Origin of the sequence: Bradyrhizobium sp. AZCC 2262, from assembly GCF_036924535.1 — a bacterium.
Lineage (GTDB): Bacteria > Pseudomonadota > Alphaproteobacteria > Rhizobiales > Xanthobacteraceae > Bradyrhizobium.
In genome coordinates this window covers 2,364,287-2,383,633 of sequence record NZ_JAZHRT010000001.1, presented here as the reverse complement: position 1 = coordinate 2,383,633, position 19,347 = coordinate 2,364,287, and the positions used below count along the sequence as shown (strand labels likewise).

The following is a 19,347-nucleotide window of genomic DNA, read 5'->3' as shown; positions in this document are numbered from 1 at the left end:
TTGACGTACAAGCAGGTCGGGCGAGAGGCGTTTGAGCATGAAAACCCTGCAGCGAGCCGACGGATAAATTGCGACGCTTCTGCACGGCGATTGCCGACCGATCGTCACTCACGGCGCGTCCGTGCGGTCAACAAACAGCGGAGCTTCCCGCCAAGGGACCGCACGCCTGATGCGAAACGCAGCGTGTTCACTCTGCTTGTCGGCGAGCAATGGCGTCACAGCCGTGACATAGGCCACGGTTTCTGGTGGAAGCGGTTGGCCTGTCCCGAGGTGCTGTTCATAACGCGACGGACCGGCATGGTAGGCCGCAAGGAAGCCCGCCGATCCGAAGCGATCGTGCATCTCTTTAAGGTAGGCGGTGCCGGCTAGTATGTTGTCGCGAGGATCAAACGGGTCGAGACCGAGACCGTAGCGAACGCTGAGCTCTACCCAGGTGCCCGGCATGAGCTGCATCAGGCCCATCGCACCACGAGGAGAGATCGAGTGCTCGTCACCTCCGCTTTCAACTTGGAGGACGGCGCGAATCCAGCGGGCCGGCACGGCGAAGCGAGCGGAGGCCTCCTCGACGAATTTGGCGTACCGATCGATGGATTCAGGACGCGACGCACGCTGTGCGCACGCGCTAGTCGCGAAGAGCGTCGGGGCCGCGTTCAGGCTCATGAACGGCGCGACCGCCACGATAATGCGTGCAATGGGTCGGAGCGAACGGCGCCGCGCAATTGATCCGCTAATTCACAGATGCGACTTTTCAGTAGCAGGCCGGGCGAGCGCTTTCCGCGTTCTGGACGAGGCCGGTAAGGAAAGATCGGAGACGGCTCAGTGGAAGCGCAATTAGTCGAGGGAGTGTGGTGCATGTGCATGATCACTCTTCGTCAGTCCACACGGGTACTGCCCTGCCGATCACCGCGGATGCGGGTAGCGGTCCAAAGTACCGACCGTCGAGCGAATCCGGCGATTGCCAGTTCATGACAAAGACATCGCCATCCGCGATGACGCGGCATCCGTGCCAGGCCGGAAGCGGACGGCCTCGCCCGTCGCGCTCGTGTGCCTGTCCCATTTCGATGCCGTCGACGGCGACTGTCAGGCCGTTCCTGCAGACCGTTTGCCCTGGCAGCGCCAGCACACGCTTCAGCATGGGGACGCCGATCGGCAGATAGCCGTTGAGATCAAGGAATGTTGCGAGAAGATCTGGAGGCTGAACGGCAACAAGGTCGGTGACGGTCAACGTCGTCACGGGCCGAAGCCTATATAGGCCGATCGGAACGCTGTTCGACGCATTCCAAATGTAGTGCGGTGCTGCTCGTCCGACTGTCGAAAGGAGAAGAACGGTTGCAGCAAATGTCGTGAAAATAGTCGCACACCGAGCGTTCATGACGAGACCTTCCGCCGATGGAGCCAAGCTTGGTGACGGGATCGGGTGTATGGTCGAGGGGTTTCGTTGACCGACAATCGATTGTGAACGTGGTGCCAGTAGTCAGGTGCTGCGTCGGCAGGATCGATGTCGAGTGCCTCGACAGCATCGATCAATTGCAGAACCCGTTCAACCTTCGGCCAGCCGGATAGTCGCAACAGGCTCTCACCGCCGGGCTTGATCCAGGGCACCGTCGAATAGTGCTGACCTGGGGTCATCGCTCGCAGAACATCGATGCGGGACAGGACCGTCCCAAAGTCGTTGGATGTCCAACGGACAAACGCGAAGATGCTCCCCGGAGCGAAAGACAAGATGCGTCGATTGCGGTCCAGGATGCTTTCCGAGACGGCGCGACCAAACCGAACGCGGTTCTCGATGCGCTTTTCCAGCCACAAGAGTTCAACTGTCGTGAGGTCGCTCACGGTGACTTCTTTGGTCGGGTATTTTTCGGGGGTGTGCGCGTGTCTCTTCATGGATCAGCGCCGCTCCTTTCCCGCATAAGGGATGGGAGCGTGCCGCTTTGCCGGCAGTACGGTGCCGGCACCTGGATCGCTGGTTGAGATTCTGGTGCCAATGTCAGCCCATGCGTTGAGATCAGCCACCGCGTACACGACGCGACCACCGATCTTCCGGTAAGCGGGACCGGTGCCGTAGGTTCGGTGTTTTTCCAGAGTGCGGGGTGAAAGGCTTAAGTATCGGGCTGCCTCGGCAGTCCGAAGGTATCGTGGCGATGTAGCGAGGCTCGCATCGGACATCTGAAAAGCTCCGTTGCCGTGTGGAGCGCCAGCGAGGTCTGTGGCGCGTTGACGGCGACAATGACGGAGAGGGGCCTCGAAGGGGGATGCCGAAGATGAGGGGGTCTATTTTCGACACCCCCCGCGAGAACGCCTATTTCTTCCGAGATGGCGGACGCAGCAATGCGCGATAGCCGCCCCGCATCAGAGCGATGCCGTTCTTGACCAGGCGGATGGTTAAGCTGCGAAGATCATGGTCCTTCCAGGAGCGGCCACGAACGCGCTCCTTGCCGAACAATCCCTCCGCGATTTCACGATAACTATGTCCCGCCAACCAGGCATCGAGGGCTCGCATCATCAAAACGAAGCGCCGGCGACGCTCGGGAGAAAGCGCAAGAGGAGACGCACCAAGACGGCGGCCGTCGATGGCGCACCAAAATCGGTGTGCGGCCTGCATACGAATGTCGGAATTGGCGTCGAGCGGCAATTCGATTGAAAGCGGCGCCCCTTTGGCAGGTATTGCTGGCAGGTAAAGCCGGTGGATTGCGCCTGCCAGCGCTACAACTCCATGCCAGCCATCTGGCCCATGGCGAAATTCGCCAGCGGCAAGCCTGGTCCAATCAAGGGTATATTGCCCAGCATCGCTGGCCGCGCCGAATTGACGGAGCGACAAGACGGTCGAGAGGGCTTCCGGCGCCCAGAATATCGATTGCCGGTCGAACGCCTGTTCAGGATCAGCCGCGAAAAGACAACCCCCATTTATTTCGGAATTGATGAGGCGCCCCATCCGATTGCGCAGCGGCTGTCAGATTCCTGAAATCTCGCTCGTATTCGCTGTCGCGGCGGAGCCATTCCCAAGCAACATCGGCACCTTCTGCCATTCCGAAGTTTGCGTAATCTTGCTCTGATCTCCAATCAACAGCTGACATAACGACTTCCCCATTGCACTGCACTAACGATGGGGAATTGCAGCCTGATAAATGTGACCATTTCTGGTTGCGGCATTCGGTGAAGCCAATGGGGTCATTCGCGCTTTTGATTGGGCTTCAACGAGACGTCATGTCTTCTTCAAACAAGCGTCATCATTCGCTCTTCGGCCATCCGCGGGCGAGGAGTTCACGATAACCGTGGCGCGCAGCCCACTTGGCACGCGCCAAATGACTCTCGTAAGCACCGCGGGCACGAGCTGGCTCCACGGCAGGATCGATGTGGAGAACAATACGCACGACTTCTTGCCAATCGGCGTTGGCTTTTTCAGCATCGAGGAGTCGCACATAAGTGACGGCGTGTTGCCGGTCATACGGCGTTAGCGTCGGCTCATCAGGAGCTAGATCTGCAACTTCGGGATCAAGCGGCGGCACGCAAGAAACTCCTATTGGTCGAGAAGCTTCGATTTGGCGAACCTTAGCTGCACCTGAGCTATTGTCGTACCGACTAGGTCAAGCGATCTACAGGTTTTTGTGTGCTTAGGAGATCAAAGAATCGTTGGAACATTTGAGGCGGCGGTGCCAAGGGCCGGCTCGTGCCCGCGTATTATAGCACGTAGCATTGAAATACGCGATTGCCTCCTATCCTGCGGATGGACATTCGCAAGGTCTTTGGAGCAAACGCACGCAAATTCCGCTTGGCCTTGGGGCTAAGTCAAGAAGCTGTCGCCGAGCGAATGGGTGTCGATCGCGCCTTTATCAGCAGCATGGTGCGAGGGCTGCAAAATGCAACCCTGCTTACAATCTGGGAAACGGCTCAGGCGCTGGAGGTTCGGCCCGGGGATTTGCTCGACGAAAAAACATCCAAGGCTCGTAGCTAATCTCGCAAGCGGAGTGCGAAGACTCGCCCTCGACCCGATTAAGCTCCACTGGGCTATTCGAAAACTCAGGCCTGCGCCCCGGCGAGCCTCGCGACGCCTTTCGTCTTACTTGGGCACTAAGGAAGCCCCGCCCGGATTGACCGGGCGGGGCTCGGCGCAGCGATACTTACTCGCCGTTCTTCCGCGGCCGCGACCACAGCAGGGTGTAGCCTTCGCCGCCCTCGTCGTCGAACAGGTTAGCGTAGATCGGCGCGTTGAAGGACGGGTCATCAAGCTTGAGAGAGAGGTAGTCGCGACCTTCTTCGGAACGCTTCGACCAGGCGGCACCTATCTCGGCACGGCCCACGAAAACGCGGTGGCTCGGAGCTTTGTCGTTGGCGGCGTTGGATTCCGCGACGATGCGGACGCCTTTGGCCTGCAGGCTGAGCGTGATGATCTCGCCCTGGAAATCGTTGCCGACCTTCTTGAAGGAACCGATGGTAGCCATGTCACTTCTCCTGTTTGTGTTTCGAGCCCGCGACCATCGCGGCCTCGATGGCGATCTGCAGGCCGAGGACGATCGGCGACGCACCCGAAGGGCTGGAGCGCAGCGGAGGATGCTGTCGACGCGACTTTCTTGCCTCGCGAGGAATGGGCGTTAGCCCAGGGGAAGAAAGTCGCGTCGACAGCGTTGCGGCTCAGACGATCGAGGCGCAGCCGGTCTTCGGCCAGATCGAGCCATCAAAGAGGCCACGTGCGTCGCGTGCTCAACCACAAGTCCGGGAGAAGATGGCGGCCTTCGGTTCGGCTCGGCAAGAGGTCGAAATGATTCAGCGTAGGAAAAGAAACGAAGGAAGACAAAAGGGCGATAACGTCAGCATAAAGCCAACCGCCAACGAACGGCTCCAGCGCCGCATCCATGTGCACCGGACGTGATCACTGCCATCTCATCGAAGTGTTCTGAAGAAGGTCGCGACTGGCCTTGGCTCAAGCTCGATGACCCGCCTTCGGCGCACGGCTGTAGTCGACAAGTTCGACACGCAGATAGCGCGGTATCACTTCTGATGTGCTGCGGCTGAGAGAACTGGTTGAGGATCATTCCTAGCCTCCCCGCCCGAATCGAGCGGGCGGGCCTCGGTGAAGACGGTCAACCGCGTCCACGCCGTGCCGCCAATAAAGATCGCGCCGAGACAGGCGAAGATCTCACGCCAGGCCAATGACGGCACGCCGATTTGCGACATCGCAAATACGACCTGATAGCCAGCAAGTGTCGCCGGGACAGCAAACAGGGCGGCAACGATGGCACGGGTGATCACGGAGCGTGTCATTGCGAAGGCCGTTTGACCGATCGCAAGAGTGATCCCGCCGGCAGCAATGCCAACAAGCGGCGCACCGAGGATGCCGGCACCACCGTGCAATGCTATCATGAACACGTAGAGTCCGACAAAGAATGGCAAGGCGTATACTGCCAACGTGAAGATCAGCCAGCAGAACAAGCCAATGCCAGCGAAGTTCAGGAGAAGTCCAAGGGCGAGCACGGTGGTGGCTCCATATGCAAAGGGGTATGGTTGCGCCTTCCACCACCGCCACGGCGCAAATTCGAACATGCAGTTGAAAGGAGGCGGAGTTGCGGCGATGCAACTCCACCTCGGTGGTGTGGATGGCAGGTCGGCGCTCATGAAGCGCCGAATTTCCAAACGGCGATGCCGAGGCGCTTCGCCTTGTCGGCGAGGTTGTCCTGGATTCCCGTGCCCGGGAAATGCATGACGCCGATCGGCAGTAGTTCGAGCATGGCATCGTTGCGTCGGAACGGTGCCGCCTTGGCGTGCTTGGTCCAGTCCGGCTTGAAAGCGATCTGCGGTACCTTGCGGTTAACAGCCCATTTGGAGGCGATCAACTCGGCGCCCCTTGGCGAACCGCCATGGATCAGCACCATGTCGGGATGCTTGGCGTGCACCTTGTCGAGGCGATCCCAGATCAGATGGTGGTCGTTGAAGTCGAGGCCACCGGTAAGAGCGATCTTTGGTCCTGCCGGCAACATGACCTCGGTCTCGGCGCGGCGCTTGGCTGCGATGAACTCCCGGGAGTCGATCATCGCCGCGGTGAGCGTGCGATGGTTGACAAGCGATCCCGACCGAGGACGCCAGGATGAACCGGTGTGCATCTCGAAGCGTTCGATGGCCAGATCGCGGAAGAGTTCGAGACAGTTGCGACGTTCGATCAACGTGATGCCCTCGGCCGTTAGGCGTTCAAGTTCGACCGATTGCACCTCCGAGCCGTTCTGCTCGCGCTGGCTCTTGCGTTGCGCCTGTTCGTTGTCGTCGAGTTGGCGTTCGATGCGGTCGGTGGCCCGATGGAAGAGGTTGACGGTCGACCAGAGCAGGTCCTCCAGGTCCGGCTCGAGCCGGGTGTCGTTCAGGGTGGCGACGAGGGCGTCGAAGATGTCGGCCACGGCGCCAGCGATCATCTTACCTTCGGGCATCGGTCTGGGATCAGGCTGGTCGTCGAAGGGACGATAGCCAAAGAGCTGCAGTTCGCTGAGGACGTGCTCGGTCGGAGATACGCCGTGCGCTGGCTCGATGTCATCATGATCGGTCATGAGGTAGGTCCTTTGCCGGTTCGGCCGCGCCCATCGCGGCCTTCGTGGCGATCACTCAGACGGCGGGCGGGACGGGCCAGAACCCGGAGCGGCAGCGGAGGGCCGAAGCGCCAGCGGAGGATGGCAGAGGTGCGGCTATTTTGCTTCGCGGTGCAAAGGCCCGAAGGGCCGGCGGAAAATAGCCGCACGTCTGCCATTGCCGGCCCGGGTCGCTTGCCGTCCGATCGCCCTCTAGAAGGCCGTGGTCGCGGCCCTCGCCGGCATTGGATGCCCGCGACCGATCTGCTGACGTCGATGGAAGGCAAACGCAGCTATCCGAGCGCTGTCGCAGGCAAGAGGAAGCGGTCGACGTCCTCAGGTGCAAGCTGAATCCGCAACGTTGCTCGGAGAGCGTTAAGGCCGAAGACGTGCAGATCTTCGTTGAAGTCGCCCAGCCGTGGCGACAAGGCAATCGCCTCGACGCCGGCAGCTCCTGCGCGCTGCGCAAGTGTGATCTGTACTGTGTCGCCGGCGGCATCGGCGTCGCGGGCGATATAGAGGCGACGCAAACTCGACGATAGTAGCATGGCCGCGAGGTGATTGGCCGAAAGGGCGGCTGCCATCGGAAAGGTTGGAAGCACGCAGCGAAGCGACAGCATCGTCTCGATGCCTTCGCCGGCGACAAGTACATCGTCGTCCGCCGGGCCAAAACGCACCGCGTTGCCGAGCAGGTCACCCATCGCCCGTCGTGGTGTGTCGATCGGAGCTTTGCCGAGTCGAATGCGGTCAAAACCATCCGGATCGAGCCAGGTGCGATGCACGCCGGTGATTCGGCCATCAAGGTCCGTGACGCAGGCAATCATCGCCGGCCAGGTCTCGGTCGGAAGGTGCTCGTCAGGTCGATAGTAGCAGCGCGGATGGAAGCGCAGGTTGCCGTCATGGTACACGCGGGCTATTCCCCGAGCCTGCAGATAGGCTTCGACCACGCTTCCTTCGATCGGCTGCGATATCGCAAAGAGGCGCCTTGCTGCTTCTTGCGATCCAGCCACTGCTGGCGGACGCACCGATTTCAAGTTCGGTTGTGGTTCAGCACGAGGCAAGTTCAGGAATCGCCGCGCTTCCGCCGCGACCTCGCGGAAATCGCGAAGCTCAAGACTTTCTCTGATGATGTCGAGCAAATCCCCGTGCTCAGAGGTCGCGGCGTCTGTCCACTTGCCGGCAGGTCCTTTCGGCGAGTCCTGGAGCCTCACAAATAGCGAACGGCCTGGCGTGTTGTGGACATCGCCAACCAGCCAGTACCGCCCCTCGCGCTTGCCGTTGGAGAGATAATGGCGGCACACGGCCTCGGCCTCACGCGCGAGACGGCGTGCCAGTTCGGAAGCGTCGCGCGGCATCACGCAGCCTCCCGTTCACAGGTCCGCTCGACCGGATAGCGTTCGAGCACCTTGGCCAGGACGCCGACGCCAGTGGCGTCGGTCGGAACGAACATGCGCAGCTTCCAGGAGATGATCTCCCCGAAGAGCCCAGAGGCGCGCAGACGGTCCCGCATGGTGTCGCTGAAGCCGGACAGTTCGATGCGATGTGCGCCCATGACGCGGACGCGTCGAAGTTTCAGGCCCTCGGCAAGGTCGAGAACCGTGCGCCCTTCGAGCAGCGCGGCGAAGGCGACGTCCGGCGTCAGTGCCGGCGCGTTGCCAGCCAGCGCAGTCACCACCCAGGCCGGCGAGACCTTGCGGCCGATGATGCGCTCGCCGGCATCGGTCTGAAGCCGGTAGATCCGTGTCGACTCCTGCGGTAACCGCTTCCAAATTGGCAGCAGCAGGCCCGCCACCACATGGATGGTGCTGTCGGTGAACTCGGGCACTTCGGTGAGTTCCGCCAGCCAGGCCGTGCTGAAGCGTTCGCGGTTGACCTCCTCCCAATGGCTTTCCGCCATCATCGTCAGCGGAAGGCTGTTATGCTCCATCGGCCGGATGAGCCGCACGCGCCGTTCGATCTCGCCATCGTCGAGCATGAGGCTCGGAGCCGGCACCTGAACGGCGGCCCGGCCCGAGCGCTCGTTGACGAGCAGAACACCGCACGAATCGGAAAGCCGATCGAGCGCCTCGTCCAGCGTCACCGGACGGTTGCGCCGCCGTTCGGTGATGGTGAGTAGCCGTGTCTCCGCGCCGATCCCGGGATGGGTATAGATGACGCGCCGATCGGCAACGACGAAGCTCTCGGCGCGTAGCGTCTCCAGGCCGGCATCGTAGGTGCCGGACGCGATCGCACCTTCGATGCGAGCGGTGAGCAGTTGCTCGAATACGGTGAACAGGACGTTCTGCAGGTCGATGGTGAGCGCCAAGAGCCTGTTCAAGAAGGTGGTGATCGGCGGCAGCTCGTCCTTGATCCCGTTGACATCCATAAGCTTCAGGCCGGTCGCGTCCTCGAACGTCTCAAGCGAGCAACCCTCCACCTTGCCGCGAACAAGCAGATGATAGAGCTGACGCAGCGCATCGCGGCCGTAATGGCTTTCGAGATTATCCTCGGGCCTGAACAGGCCCTGACCACCGGTCTGGCGCTGGCCGCGCGTAATCGCGCCCAACGTGTCAAGACGGCGGGCGATGGTAGAGAGAAAGCGCTTTTCCGCCTTCACGTCTGTCGCAATGGGCCGGAACAGCGGCGGCTGCGCCTGGTTAGTGCGGTTCGTACGACCCAGGCCCTGAATGGCGGCGTCCGCCCTCCAGCCCGGCTCGAGCAGGTAGTGAACCCTCAGCCTGCGATTCCGCGCAGAGAGTTCGGCGTGGTAGCTCCTCCCCGTGCCGCCGGCATCGCTGAAGACGAGGATGCGCTTGGCGTCATCCATGAAAGCAGCGGTCTCGGCGAGATTGGCTGACGCGGCGCGGGTCTCGACTATCAGCCGATCATGCTTGCAAATGACGCGGCGCGAGCGGCCGGTAACCTCGGCGACCATGTCCGTTCCGAAGCGCTGAACGATCTGGTCGAGCGCACCCGGCACGGGCGGAAGCGAGGCGAGCTTCTCGATCAGACGGTCACGACGGGTGACGGCTTCTCGGCTCTCAACCGGCTGGCCGTCGCGATAGACAGGTCGTGAACAGAGATTGCCCTCGGAATCGGTGAATGGCTCGTAGAGCTGGACCGGGAAGGAATGGGCGAGATAATCGAGGACATATTCGCGCGGGGTGATGTCGACCTGGATGTCGCCCCACTCCTCGGTCGGGATCTCCGCGAGCCGGCGCTCCATCAGCGCCTCGCCAGTCGAGACGATCTGGATGACGGCGGCATGGCCGGCGTCGAGATCGCACTCGATCGAGCGGGTCAGCGAGGGTGTCTTCATTGAGGTGAGCAGATGGCCGAAGAAGCGCTGCTTGGCGCTTTCGAAGGCGGATCGCGCCGCGGACTTTGCCTGCCCGTTCAGCGTGCCGGTCTCGCCGGTGATGTTGGCGGCGCGCATCGCAGCGTCGAGATTGTTATGAATGATGCTGAATGCGCCGGCATAGGCATCGTAGATACGGATCTGCTCGGGCGTGAGCTGGTGTTCGACGAGTTCGTATTCGACACCCTCGTAGGAGAGCGAGCGCGCCGCGTAGAGGCCGAGCGCCTTGAGGTCGCGCGCCAGCACCTCCATGGCAGCGACTCCGCCCTCCTCGATCGCCTCGACGAATTCGGCCCGACTGGCGAATGGGAAGTCATTGCCGCCCCATAGTCCCAGCCGCTGGGCATAAGCAAGATTGTGCACGGTAGTTGCGCCGGTCGCCGAGACATAGACGATGCGGGCATTCGGCAAGGCATGTTGGAGTCGCAGGCCCGCGCGCCCCTGCTGAGAGGCCGCTTGGTCTCCCCGCTCGCCCTTGCCGCCAACCGCGTTCTGCATGGCGTGGCTCTCGTCGAAGACGATCACTCCGTCGAAGTCGGAGCCGAACCATTCAACGATCTGCCGTACGCGCGAAAGCTTTTCTCCGCGCTCATCGGTGCGCAGCGTAGCGTAGGTGGTAAATAGGACGGCTTCCCCAAGCCGGATTGGCGTGCCCTGCCGGAAACGGGAAAGCGGCGTGACCAGCAGGCGCTCCATCCCCAGCGCCGACCAATCGCGCTGCGCATCCTCGATCAGCTTGTCAGACTTGCTGATCCAGACCGCACGACGGCGGCCCTTGAGCCAGTTGTCGAGCAGGATACCGGCGACCTGCCGTCCCTTGCCCGCGCCTGTGCCGTCGCCGAGGAACCAGCCGCGTCGAAAGCAAACGGCATTCTCGCCGTCATCAGGCGCTGCCGCCACGACATCAAACGTCGCATCGACGGTCCAGGAGCCCGCGAGAAATTCCGAATGCGCCTCGCCGGCGTAGATGACGCTCTCGAGCTGCGCGTCCGACAGAATGCCATCCGCTATGACATTGGCCGGCAAATGCGGCCAGTAGGATGGTTTTGGCGATGCGACCGAAGCCATTGCGGCCGACTGCACGAGCTCGGTGGGATGGGCGTGCGCGCCCGGAATGCGGATCGACTGCAACGCGTAGGATTCATAAAGCGCATCGGTGATCTTGCTGGCATCTGCGGGCGCCCAGTCGATAGGCTCATAGGCGACTACCGTCGCCACGAGCTCGGATGCTGGCGCCGCCGTCACGGGCTGGCGCTGGGCGACGTAGGCGCGGACGGTTCGAGGTGTCGACGGGCTGGCAATTGCTGGCACTGCCGCCACCGCGACGCCCACGATTGGGCGGCGTGGTGGCACGCACCGGACGACCCAGTCGAGCAAAGTCGGCAGGTCAGGCGCGATGCCGGCGGTTGCCGGCAACGACGCGATGTCGTCCGCCGGCCCTCGATCGATAACGGTCAGGCGGGTTTCGATGGTGGTGCCGTGCTTGGCATAGGCAGCGCCGTCGATTGCCGCCGAGAACACGACCCGGCCCTGTTCCTGCAGCCGCTTGAAGGACTCCGTCCACACGGGATCGTCGGGGGCGACGTTTGCGCCGGTGATGGCGACCAGCCGTCCACCTTCCGGAAGACGGGCCAGCGCGGAAGCGACGTGCCGCATCGCCGCATCCGCCATCCGGCGATCGACATGAACCGCGGCCGAGAATGGGGGGTTCATCAGCACGACGCTGGGCACGATGCGCGCGTCGAGGTGGTCGTTGATGTGTGCGGCGTCAAACCGCGTGGTGGAGACGGCCGGAAAGATCTGACCGAGAATGCCGGCGCGGCTCTCGGCGAACTCGTTAAGAACGAGCGAGGCGCCGGCGAGTTCTGCGAGGATCGCAAGAAGGCCGGTGCCGGCCGATGGCTCCAGAACGACGTCGGCGGGGGTGATCGCGGCAGCGACGCTGGCGACGTATGCCAGTCCGATCGGCGTGGAGAACTGCTGGAGAGATTCGCTTTCCTCGGACCGCCGTGTCTGCGTCGGAAGGAGGCTCGCGATCCTCAGCAGCATCGGCAGCATGGCGGCCGGCGACACCGCCTTGGCGCGCATGGCGGCGCCATACCGTCGCAGGAACAGGACGGTTGCCGCTTCACACGCGTCATAGGCCGTCTTCCAGTTCCAGGCACCGGTCGCATCGGAGGCGGCAAACGCTGCCTCCATGGCATTGCGCAGAACAGCGGCGTCGAGGCGCCGACCCCGTTCAAGATCGGTCAAAAGCTGGCGCGCAGCCTTGACGGCGGCAGAAGCGACAACTGCGGTGGCACGGATCGGGAGCGGCACGGCGGCGCCGTCGATGAGAGATTCGGTCATGGGAGGGATTTCTCGGAGAGCGGGACTGGGCCGAGCCGCCCGGCGCTCTCTTAAGACCGCGGCAGCTCAAGCCCTTCCCGGCCCGGCTCTACCTCTCCCTGCCATTCTCCTCATGCGAGCAGAGAGGAGAAGACGTGGCGAAGGCTGCGGAGCGGCGCCTGCCGCTCCGCAGCAGTGTGTTATTCGGCAGCGACGGCCTGTGCCGGCTCGATCTCGCCGATCTCGCCAGCCTGCCCCTCGTCGTCGGAGAGGAACTCCGGCAGTGCTTCTTTGACGTCCGACGGCGGCGCCACTTCGGCGAGCCGCAGCGGCTCGGGGAGCCAACGGGTGTCCTCGAGCAGACGCTCGGCCTCCCTGGCCATCTCGCTTTTCTTGAGGTGGTCGATGAGCTGCATGGCGCCCTCGCCCTTGGCCTCACGAACCGCTTCGAGGATCCGACTCTTGGTGACCCGGCCGAGATAGTTGTCGACCGTCGGTCGCCAGCCGACCTCCGCCATGTCGAGATTCACCGCCCGCGCCAGGCGGTCTGCTTGATCGAGGCGACGCTGCAAGCCATGGGCGGTCACACCTGAGCCGCCATGGCGATCGACCTTCTCCAAAAGCGCATTGACGCCAAAGGACGTGCAGTGGGCGAGCAGCGCCAGCCGGCTGGCATCGTCAAGGGTGGCGAGCCAATCCCACAGCGCCTGTTCGTCGGTCGGCACATCGGCCTTCCAGGCCGCCTGCCGATCGGCGATGGACTTCGCAGACGCGCTCTCCTTCAGACCCGGCGTCTGACCGGGAAGCTGGACGTGGCGCACGCCGGCTTCAAGACATCCCGGCGTATAGGTCTGGTAGAAGGCGTCGACACAGAGCTTGTGCAGCAGCGCCGTCATCGCGACCTGCGGATGGCAAGCGACGGCATCGCGCAGCGCCAGCGTGCGATGCGCGGTCAGCTCCGCCACAAGCCGATCGGGCAACGAGCGGATGGCATCATCGTCGTCCTCCTCGTCCGCATCTGCGTGCCCTGCGACCGTGATCGTGGCGCGCTGGACGGGCGGCCCTCCATGGTCGCCAGCATCGGCGAGAGACGCTGCTGAGCTCGCTTCGGGATCAGGCTCGGCCGTCGCCGCAACGAACGCGGTCTCGTCCTCGCGGCGGACGTAGCCCCGCTCGACCTGCAAGCCGCCCTCGCCATCGATGCTGACGAAGGCGCCGGCATGGACGATTTCGGCGGGCTTGAAGACGTCCGGCCGGTTCGCGAAGGCTTCGAGCGCTTCCTCGAGTTCGCCAAGACGCGCATCCACCTCATCCGGCAGTTCGTCGGCGTCTTCATATTTTGCCTGAAGCGCGTCGTATTCGGCCTGGAGAGCATCAAAACTCACCTGCTCCTCGGAGGTCAGATCAGCCGGTGTCCCCTCGAGCCGACGGTGCTCGTGATCGTAGCCGTAGGGAAATGTTGCGGCGACATCCAGCCACTTCCAGCCTTCGGCGGCGACGATCTCGGCTTCGGTCCGCAGCTTGTCGGCGACAAGACGTTCGAGCAAAGCTATGTCCTCGAGCCAGCCGCCGCCATCCTCCTCAAAGAGATCGCGCAGCACATTGCCGCCGGCCGCCTCATAGGCGGCGAGGCCGACAAACCGCGCACGCTTGTCGGAGGCCCGCACCGCGCGCTCGGTCAGAAGGCGCCTGATCTGATACGGCTCATCGTAGCCTGACTTGTTGACGCTCTCCCAGACCTGTTCCTGTCGAGCGTGCTCGGCCGTGACGGAGAACGCCATCAACTGTTCGAGCGACATACCGTCGTCGGCATAGACGTCGAGCAGAGTCGGGGAGACAGCCACGAGCCGGAGCCGCTGCTTCACCACGTTGACGGAGACGAAAAAGATGGCCGCGATATCCTCCTCAGGACGACCTTGCTCGCGCAACGTCTGAAATGCCCGAAACTGGTCGAGGGGATGAAGCGCGACACGATGCACGTTTTCGGCAAGCGAATCCTCTTCCGCGGTGATCTCGGTGCCGGCTTCACTGACGATGCACGGGACCGGCGCGGTCTTCGTCAGACGCTTCTGCTTCACCAGAAGCTCGAGTGCTCGATACCGCCTGCCACCTGCAGGCACCTCGAACATGCCGGTCTCCTGGCCTTCGGCGTCAGAGATTGGCCGGACGTTGAGACTTTGTAGCAGGGACCGCCGCGCGATGTCCTCGGCGAGGTCCTCGATCGAGATACCGGCCCTGGTGCGGCGGACGTTGGATTGAGCCAGCACAAGCTTGTTGAAGGGAATGTCGCGCGATGGCGATAGCTTGATCTTCTGAACGGCCTTTGCCATGTCAGTTCTCCGGAACGGCCGGCCGAAAGCCTCTCTCTCGGCCTCCAAGCCGTTCAAGGAGCGAAGCGCCGCCCTCTTGCTCCAAGAGGGCAGCGCCACGGAACCAGCGAAACGGAGAAGTGCCGCAGACACGAGAAACGGGTTTCCGCGGCTTGGCGGGACTCAGGCGGCGCGATCCAAAAGCTTCTTCGCCTTCGCCTCCATGTCCAGACGGGCATCCTGATGCGGCTTGTCGCGCGCGACGGCGGTGATGCCCTGCACGAAATCGAAGATGCTTTCAGGCGGGCGGCCTTCCTCCGCCAGCACCGTGTCGATCACCTTGGCTGTCTCGGCCTTGGAGAAGCCGCGGCGACGCAGAAACTCGGTGCGATCCTCGTCACTGCGTGCGACGATCTGTTCGCGGGCGACCTTGATGCCGTTGACGAAGGGCGTGGCTGAGGAGTTGGCGAAGTTCAGCAGCGCCGGGGCGGCCTCGTGAGCAAAGCGGGAGGCTGCGTATTTGGAATGGCGGATGATGATCTCCTCGAAGTCTTCCACGCCCCACAAATTGCGATTTTGGCAGACTGCACGAAGATAGAAGCTCGCCATGCCGAGCGTCTTCGCCCCGACTTCCGAGTTCCAGCAATAGAAGCCGCGGAAATAGAGGTCGGGCGAGCCGTCCCGGAGACGGCCAGCTTCGATCGGGTTCAGGTCATCGACCAGGAAAAGGAAAATGTCCCTGTCCGATGCATAGAGGGTCGTCGTTTCCTTTGAAATGTCGACACGCGGATTGTAGATCCCGGTTGACCAGTCGAGCACGCCCGGCACCTTCCATCGCGTATCGCCCGTGCCATTGCCAGCGATGCGCTGGACAGCCTCAACCAGCTCATGGTCAAATATCCGGCCATAGTCCGGGCTGGTGACGGCGCGAAGCTCAACGCGGCCATCGTCGGTCTCGAGCGTTTTGATCTGTTTGGCGCGATTGGCGGTCAGGCCATATTGCAGGTTGATACCTGCAAGGGCCGCGGGAAGCTGCCGCAGGTAAGCGGCCGGAGCGCCAACCTGGCTTGCAAGCTGGCCGAAGCTCCAATGGGTCGGCGCGACCGGTTTGTCAGAGCCGGGCAGCATCAGGGCCAGGCGCTCGGGGTCGGCGCGGTTTGCTTCCACATGGATGAGCGCGCTTTCGACCACGCGCGTTCGGCTGCGGTCCGTGCGATCACGCACCGTGCGGGCCAGTTCATTGAGCGACAGATAACGCTCATCGGCGGGACGGGAAAACCACTCCGAGGACACCCGACCGACGCGCTCGCCGCGGTTCACATCCACTCTGTAACCGCCACTGGCATCGCGGCGGGCATCAAGAACCTGCATATTCATGGGAGCAATCTCCATGACGGGCGCCGGAAGACTCTCCTCCGGCCTTCAACCCGTCACGGCGAACGCCGCCCCACTCTCCCTCTCCTGCACCGTCGATCGCCGACGCCAATGCGTCTCCGCTCTCGCCGCAGCTTCCGTCAGGGATGGAAGCCCGAAGGGTGAAACCCCGGCTAAGAGGCTGTGTGGAAACGATTGGAGGCTCCGGTTTGACCGGAGCCTCTTTTGCTTTCAGGTAATGGCGGCCTTGAGGTTGATCGCTCGGAGTATGTTGTAGGAGAGCACGGAGAGGGCCATCTCGGTTCGAGAGCCCTTGAGGTTCCTGGTGAGGAAGCGCCCTCCCGCCATCATCCGTTTGATGGTCCTGAAGGGATGCTCAGCGGCGCATCGTCGCCTTGCCATGAGATCGGCGTTGGCCCGCGCATTCATCCAGTTTAGGGCATCCTCGTCCAGATGCCGCTTGACGAGGCGTCGTGGTGCCGTGGTGCATTGCGGCTTGAGGGCGCAGCCCGAGCAATCGAGCGCGATGTAGGTCACATTGCGCTTCTTCCGATGGAGTTGCTTGCGCACCAGCTTGCGGCCTTCCGGGCAGCGGAATGTGTCGCTATCCGCTTCATAGGCAAAGGCGGATCGATCAAACAAGGTACCGTCGGCCTGGTTGTTGACGGCGCGGTTGGCCGCGACACAAGCCGTGATGCCATCCGCTTCGCAAGCGCTCGCATGCGCGCCGTTGGCAAAGCCGGCATCGGCAACCACCGTTAGCTCGGTGCACCCGAGAACATCCCTGGCCGCCTTGGCCATGGGGTGGAGCTGACGTTTATCGGTCGCCTCATCCGTTACCTCATGATGAATGATCAGCCCGGTATCGGCGTCCACCGCCGTCTGGACGTTGTAGGAGGGAGGCTTGGGGCCATTGCCCTTGCCCATCGGTCTGGCGTCTTCTTCGCCTTTGACAAGCATTGTGCGGCCTTCGGTCTCCAGCTTCGCGGCAAGACGGTCGAGTTCACCGCGCCGTCCCCGCAATGCTGCGAGCGCAGCCGCAGTCGCGCCGGGCGCATCGTCTGGCTCGGCGCCGTCGGCTTCCTCAAGTTTGGCCAGATAGTCGGCAATCCGCCGATCGAGCCGCGCCGCTTCGTCAGCGATCTCGCTGCGCCCCACAATCTTCTGGCTGCTGGCAACCGCCCGGAACTTGGAGCCGTCCAGCGCCACAAGCCTGGCCCGGAACAGGCCCGCGTCCCGGCACAGCATCACGAACGCGCGGCACGCTCCCACAATCGCGTCGCCATTGTCGCGACGGAAATCGGCGATCGTTTTAAAGTCCGGGCTGAGCCGTCGCAAAAGCCACATCGCCTCGACATTGCGGCGGCATTCCCGTTCCAGCCGGCGCGACGAACGCACTTCGTTGAAATAGCCCCAAATATAGAGCTTCAGAAGGTCCGTGGATCATAGGGGGGCCGCCCGGTTGTCGCCGGCACAGAGCGGCCAAATCCGAGCCCTCCCAGATCCAGCCCATCAACAAATGCGTCGATCACCCGAACCGCCGCATCCGCCGCAACATAGTCCTCGATTGCCGAAGGCAGCAACGCTGCCTGACCGCGATCTTCACCCCGAATATAGCTCATCAAAAGGGCCGCATCGTTGCCGATGCGGCCCTTCTTATCTGACTCGCTCAGTTCTCACACAGCCTCCTTAAGCCGGGGTTTCAGCGCCAGCCGACAGCCCGGTCCCGAAGGGAGACGGCCCTAAACCCGCGAAAATGATGTCATGACCTTGCTCGCGCCAGACTCACGACAGCTCGACTTCCTCGCGAGTCTGTGTCTGCGCGTCATAGATTCTGATTTGGAGCATGGGAAAGCGCTTCTTCAGCTCTTCGGCGCCCGTCTTGGCTCCGTCCCTGGTCGCAAATTCGGCCTTGAGTCGGCCGTCGACTTCGAGCGCATAACCTGAATCCGGCAAGTCACGGGCAGCAGCAACCATCCTATTCCCTTTGCGCAGTAAGGTGACAGCGACTGCTTAACGCGAGTCGCACAGATCGCACTAGCTCACTCCGACGTTCTCAACTGTTGAAGCTCCGAGTCGCCGCAAAGGCGCGTTCAAGGATGTACGTTTGCATCATCCGAACAGCTGGTCGGAGTACCACCTGCCCTGATGCAGCCGCGAAACAACCACGGCTCCACATAGCTGCCCGCCCACATCCCGCGACCCGAACGATCGGCCTCGCGCTGGGCGGAGGCGTACTTGCCTTTCGAATATTGCGGCCAATCCAGCGCGAGACCATTGCGCACAAGCCATTCTCCGATATCGGCACCGCCGAGGGAACAGGTTGCTACAGTCCGCCCATATTGATCTTCGGCGACTGGCGTACAATTGACCGGCCGACGCGCGATGAAGGAATCGAGATCATTCGCTGCCTTCGTGCCACAGCGATACAGGTTGCTGTCCGCACCTCGGCATAGCTGGCTGCTCTCGGGCGCATCGACGCCCCAGAGCCGGATGCGCGTCCCATGAATTTCCAGTGTGTCGCCATCGATGATGCTGGCTTGTCCAGCAAGATCATCCGCCCATGCCGCGCTCGACAGCAGCAGAGACATCGATATGACGAGGGCTCGACGCAGGCTCATGACGTTGACATCAGCAGTTACCGCAAATTGCGTGGATTTCGGCCAGTTCTGAAGCGGCTTCAGTGATGGCAGATTCTCGGGCCGCTCGGGATAATGAAACTCGCTTCCGCGCAGCCAGCGTCCCTCGAAGCGATCCCAAAACAGGATCGCATCCATCTGCCAGGTGAATTCATAGACCCTCCATACGCCGTCGCTCTGGATGACTTCGCCGGTCGCATTGAATGGCAGGCTGTTCAGCCGGCAAAGAGCATCGATCTCATCCCAGTGTTCGCGGATGTAGCGGTCCTCAAGAGCGACGTGGTAGGGGCGATCAGCGCGCCAGCGCGGTCCGCCGCCGCGAGAATAGAAGCCCTGGCGCTGCATCATAAATTCGGGGATGCGCGCGATCGCCTTGCCGATCCGCCGCGCCTCGTCTGATGAGAGCTTGCTCACGCCGAAACTGTAGCGCTGGGTGTCGTCACGGCAATAGAGCCATGCCACCGTCACGCCATTGGCGTCCCGGACCACGTAGCACTCGGAATTTTCCCGGACCAGCGTCCAGGGCGGCTTGAATGGCGGCTTGACTCCATAGGAACAAAATAAGAACATAGACCGCACACGGTCAACCCGGAACAGCGCCATGTCTTCGGTCTCGGAGCCGAACGAACAGGACGACGGGCTGGAGGCGGCCATCGACCAGGCGATCGCCGCTTGCGGTGGCGATACGCGGGCGGCCGTTCGTGCGCTGATCTTCGCGAGCAATTTTCTGGAATCCGAGATAACGGATTTGAAGAAGGCCTTATCGCACGCCTACGTGCGGGGCCGCTTTCGGACCTACAGCGGATAGAACT

The 19,347-nt window shown here is 62.4% G+C and carries 18 protein-coding genes and 1 pseudogene; 2 read left to right on the top strand and 17 right to left on the bottom strand.

Annotation, left to right across the window (positions count from 1 at the left end; translation table 11 throughout):
- Window positions 1-108 precede the first annotated feature (108 nt).
- The 7 genes from V1283_RS11150 to V1283_RS11125 form a co-directional block, all read right to left on the bottom strand.
- On the bottom strand, window positions 109-660 hold the full coding sequence (locus tag V1283_RS11150; RefSeq protein ID WP_442895723.1) for a lytic transglycosylase domain-containing protein: 552 nt from the start codon (window positions 658-660) through the stop codon (window positions 109-111).
- Window positions 661-862: 202 nt separating this feature from the next.
- Window positions 863-1,372 (bottom strand): S26 family signal peptidase, encoded by a 510-nt coding sequence (locus V1283_RS11145; RefSeq protein ID WP_334386525.1) that lies wholly within the window; start codon window positions 1,370-1,372, stop codon window positions 863-865.
- On the bottom strand, window positions 1,369-1,833 hold the full coding sequence (locus tag V1283_RS11140; RefSeq protein WP_334393029.1) for a DUF2840 domain-containing protein: 465 nt from the start codon (window positions 1,831-1,833) through the stop codon (window positions 1,369-1,371). Before V1283_RS11140 ends, V1283_RS11145 begins: the two co-directional genes overlap by 4 nt.
- A gap of 54 nt (window positions 1,834-1,887) precedes the next feature.
- Window positions 1,888-2,166 carry a helix-turn-helix transcriptional regulator gene (locus V1283_RS11135; RefSeq protein ID WP_334386524.1) on the bottom strand — a complete coding sequence of 93 codons (279 nt, stop codon included), beginning with the start codon at window positions 2,164-2,166 and terminating at the stop codon, window positions 1,888-1,890.
- Between the two features lie 133 nt (window positions 2,167-2,299).
- Window positions 2,300-2,932 carry a DUF2285 domain-containing protein gene (locus V1283_RS11130; RefSeq protein ID WP_334386523.1) on the bottom strand — a complete coding sequence of 211 codons (633 nt, stop codon included), beginning with the start codon at window positions 2,930-2,932 and terminating at the stop codon, window positions 2,300-2,302.
- On the bottom strand, window positions 2,880-3,026 hold the full coding sequence (locus V1283_RS44625) for a transcriptional regulator domain-containing protein (protein ID WP_442895855.1): 147 nt from the start codon (window positions 3,024-3,026) through the stop codon (window positions 2,880-2,882). Before V1283_RS44625 ends, V1283_RS11130 begins: the two co-directional genes overlap by 53 nt.
- Before the next feature lie 201 nt (window positions 3,027-3,227).
- Complete coding sequence (locus V1283_RS11125; protein WP_334386522.1) at window positions 3,228-3,506, bottom strand: DNA -binding domain-containing protein; 279 nt, start codon at window positions 3,504-3,506, stop codon at window positions 3,228-3,230.
- Between the two features lie 218 nt (window positions 3,507-3,724).
- On the opposite strand from V1283_RS11125, the gene V1283_RS11120 reads away from it, so the two are divergent.
- Window positions 3,725-3,952: a helix-turn-helix domain-containing protein gene (locus tag V1283_RS11120; protein WP_334386521.1), complete on the top strand. Its 228-nt coding sequence runs from the start codon at window positions 3,725-3,727 to the stop codon at window positions 3,950-3,952.
- Between the two features lie 166 nt (window positions 3,953-4,118).
- On the opposite strand, the gene V1283_RS11115 is transcribed toward V1283_RS11120, so the two are convergent.
- The 10 genes and pseudogenes from V1283_RS11115 to V1283_RS11070 all read right to left on the bottom strand — a co-directional run bounded on the left by V1283_RS11115 (window position 4,119) and on the right by V1283_RS11070 (window position 19,138).
- Window positions 4,119-4,439 (bottom strand): DUF736 domain-containing protein, encoded by a 321-nt coding sequence (locus V1283_RS11115; RefSeq protein WP_334386520.1) that lies wholly within the window; start codon window positions 4,437-4,439, stop codon window positions 4,119-4,121.
- Between the two features lie 547 nt (window positions 4,440-4,986).
- On the bottom strand, window positions 4,987-5,610 hold the full coding sequence (locus V1283_RS11110) for a hypothetical protein (RefSeq protein WP_334386518.1): 624 nt from the start codon (window positions 5,608-5,610) through the stop codon (window positions 4,987-4,989).
- Window positions 5,607-6,530, bottom strand: coding sequence for a DUF2493 domain-containing protein (locus V1283_RS11105; RefSeq protein ID WP_334386516.1), 924 nt, complete (start codon window positions 6,528-6,530; stop codon window positions 5,607-5,609). Before V1283_RS11105 ends, V1283_RS11110 begins: the two co-directional genes overlap by 4 nt.
- Window positions 6,531-6,841: 311 nt before the next feature.
- The gene (locus tag V1283_RS11100) at window positions 6,842-7,903 is read right to left on the bottom strand and encodes a DUF7146 domain-containing protein (RefSeq protein WP_334386515.1); all 1,062 of its coding nucleotides are present in this window, start codon (window positions 7,901-7,903) and stop codon (window positions 6,842-6,844) included.
- The gene (locus V1283_RS11095) at window positions 7,903-12,234 is read right to left on the bottom strand and encodes a strawberry notch-like NTP hydrolase domain-containing protein (protein WP_334386514.1); all 4,332 of its coding nucleotides are present in this window, start codon (window positions 12,232-12,234) and stop codon (window positions 7,903-7,905) included. The genes V1283_RS11100 and V1283_RS11095 overlap by 1 nt, the downstream gene beginning before the upstream one ends.
- A 179-nt stretch (window positions 12,235-12,413) precedes the next feature.
- The gene (locus V1283_RS11090; RefSeq protein WP_334386513.1) at window positions 12,414-14,543 is read right to left on the bottom strand and encodes a ParB/RepB/Spo0J family partition protein; all 2,130 of its coding nucleotides are present in this window, start codon (window positions 14,541-14,543) and stop codon (window positions 12,414-12,416) included.
- A 162-nt stretch (window positions 14,544-14,705) separates the two neighbouring features.
- A complete protein-coding gene (locus V1283_RS11085; RefSeq protein ID WP_334386512.1) occupies window positions 14,706-15,899 on the bottom strand; it encodes a DUF932 domain-containing protein in 1,194 nt (397 codons plus the stop codon).
- A 228-nt stretch (window positions 15,900-16,127) separates the two neighbouring features.
- Window positions 16,128-17,518, bottom strand: a pseudogene (locus V1283_RS11080) (IS1182 family transposase).
- A gap of 163 nt (window positions 17,519-17,681) precedes the next feature.
- On the bottom strand, window positions 17,682-17,873 hold the full coding sequence (locus tag V1283_RS11075) for a hypothetical protein (protein WP_334386511.1): 192 nt from the start codon (window positions 17,871-17,873) through the stop codon (window positions 17,682-17,684).
- Between the two features lie 116 nt (window positions 17,874-17,989).
- Window positions 17,990-19,138 carry a thermonuclease family protein gene (locus V1283_RS11070; RefSeq protein ID WP_334386510.1) on the bottom strand — a complete coding sequence of 383 codons (1,149 nt, stop codon included), beginning with the start codon at window positions 19,136-19,138 and terminating at the stop codon, window positions 17,990-17,992.
- Between V1283_RS11070 and V1283_RS11065 the strand changes: the two genes are divergently transcribed.
- On the top strand, window positions 19,137-19,343 hold the full coding sequence (locus V1283_RS11065) for a hypothetical protein (protein WP_334386509.1): 207 nt from the start codon (window positions 19,137-19,139) through the stop codon (window positions 19,341-19,343). The two genes, V1283_RS11070 and V1283_RS11065, sit on opposite strands and share 2 nt — an antisense overlap.
- Window positions 19,344-19,347: the final 4 nt, after the last annotated feature.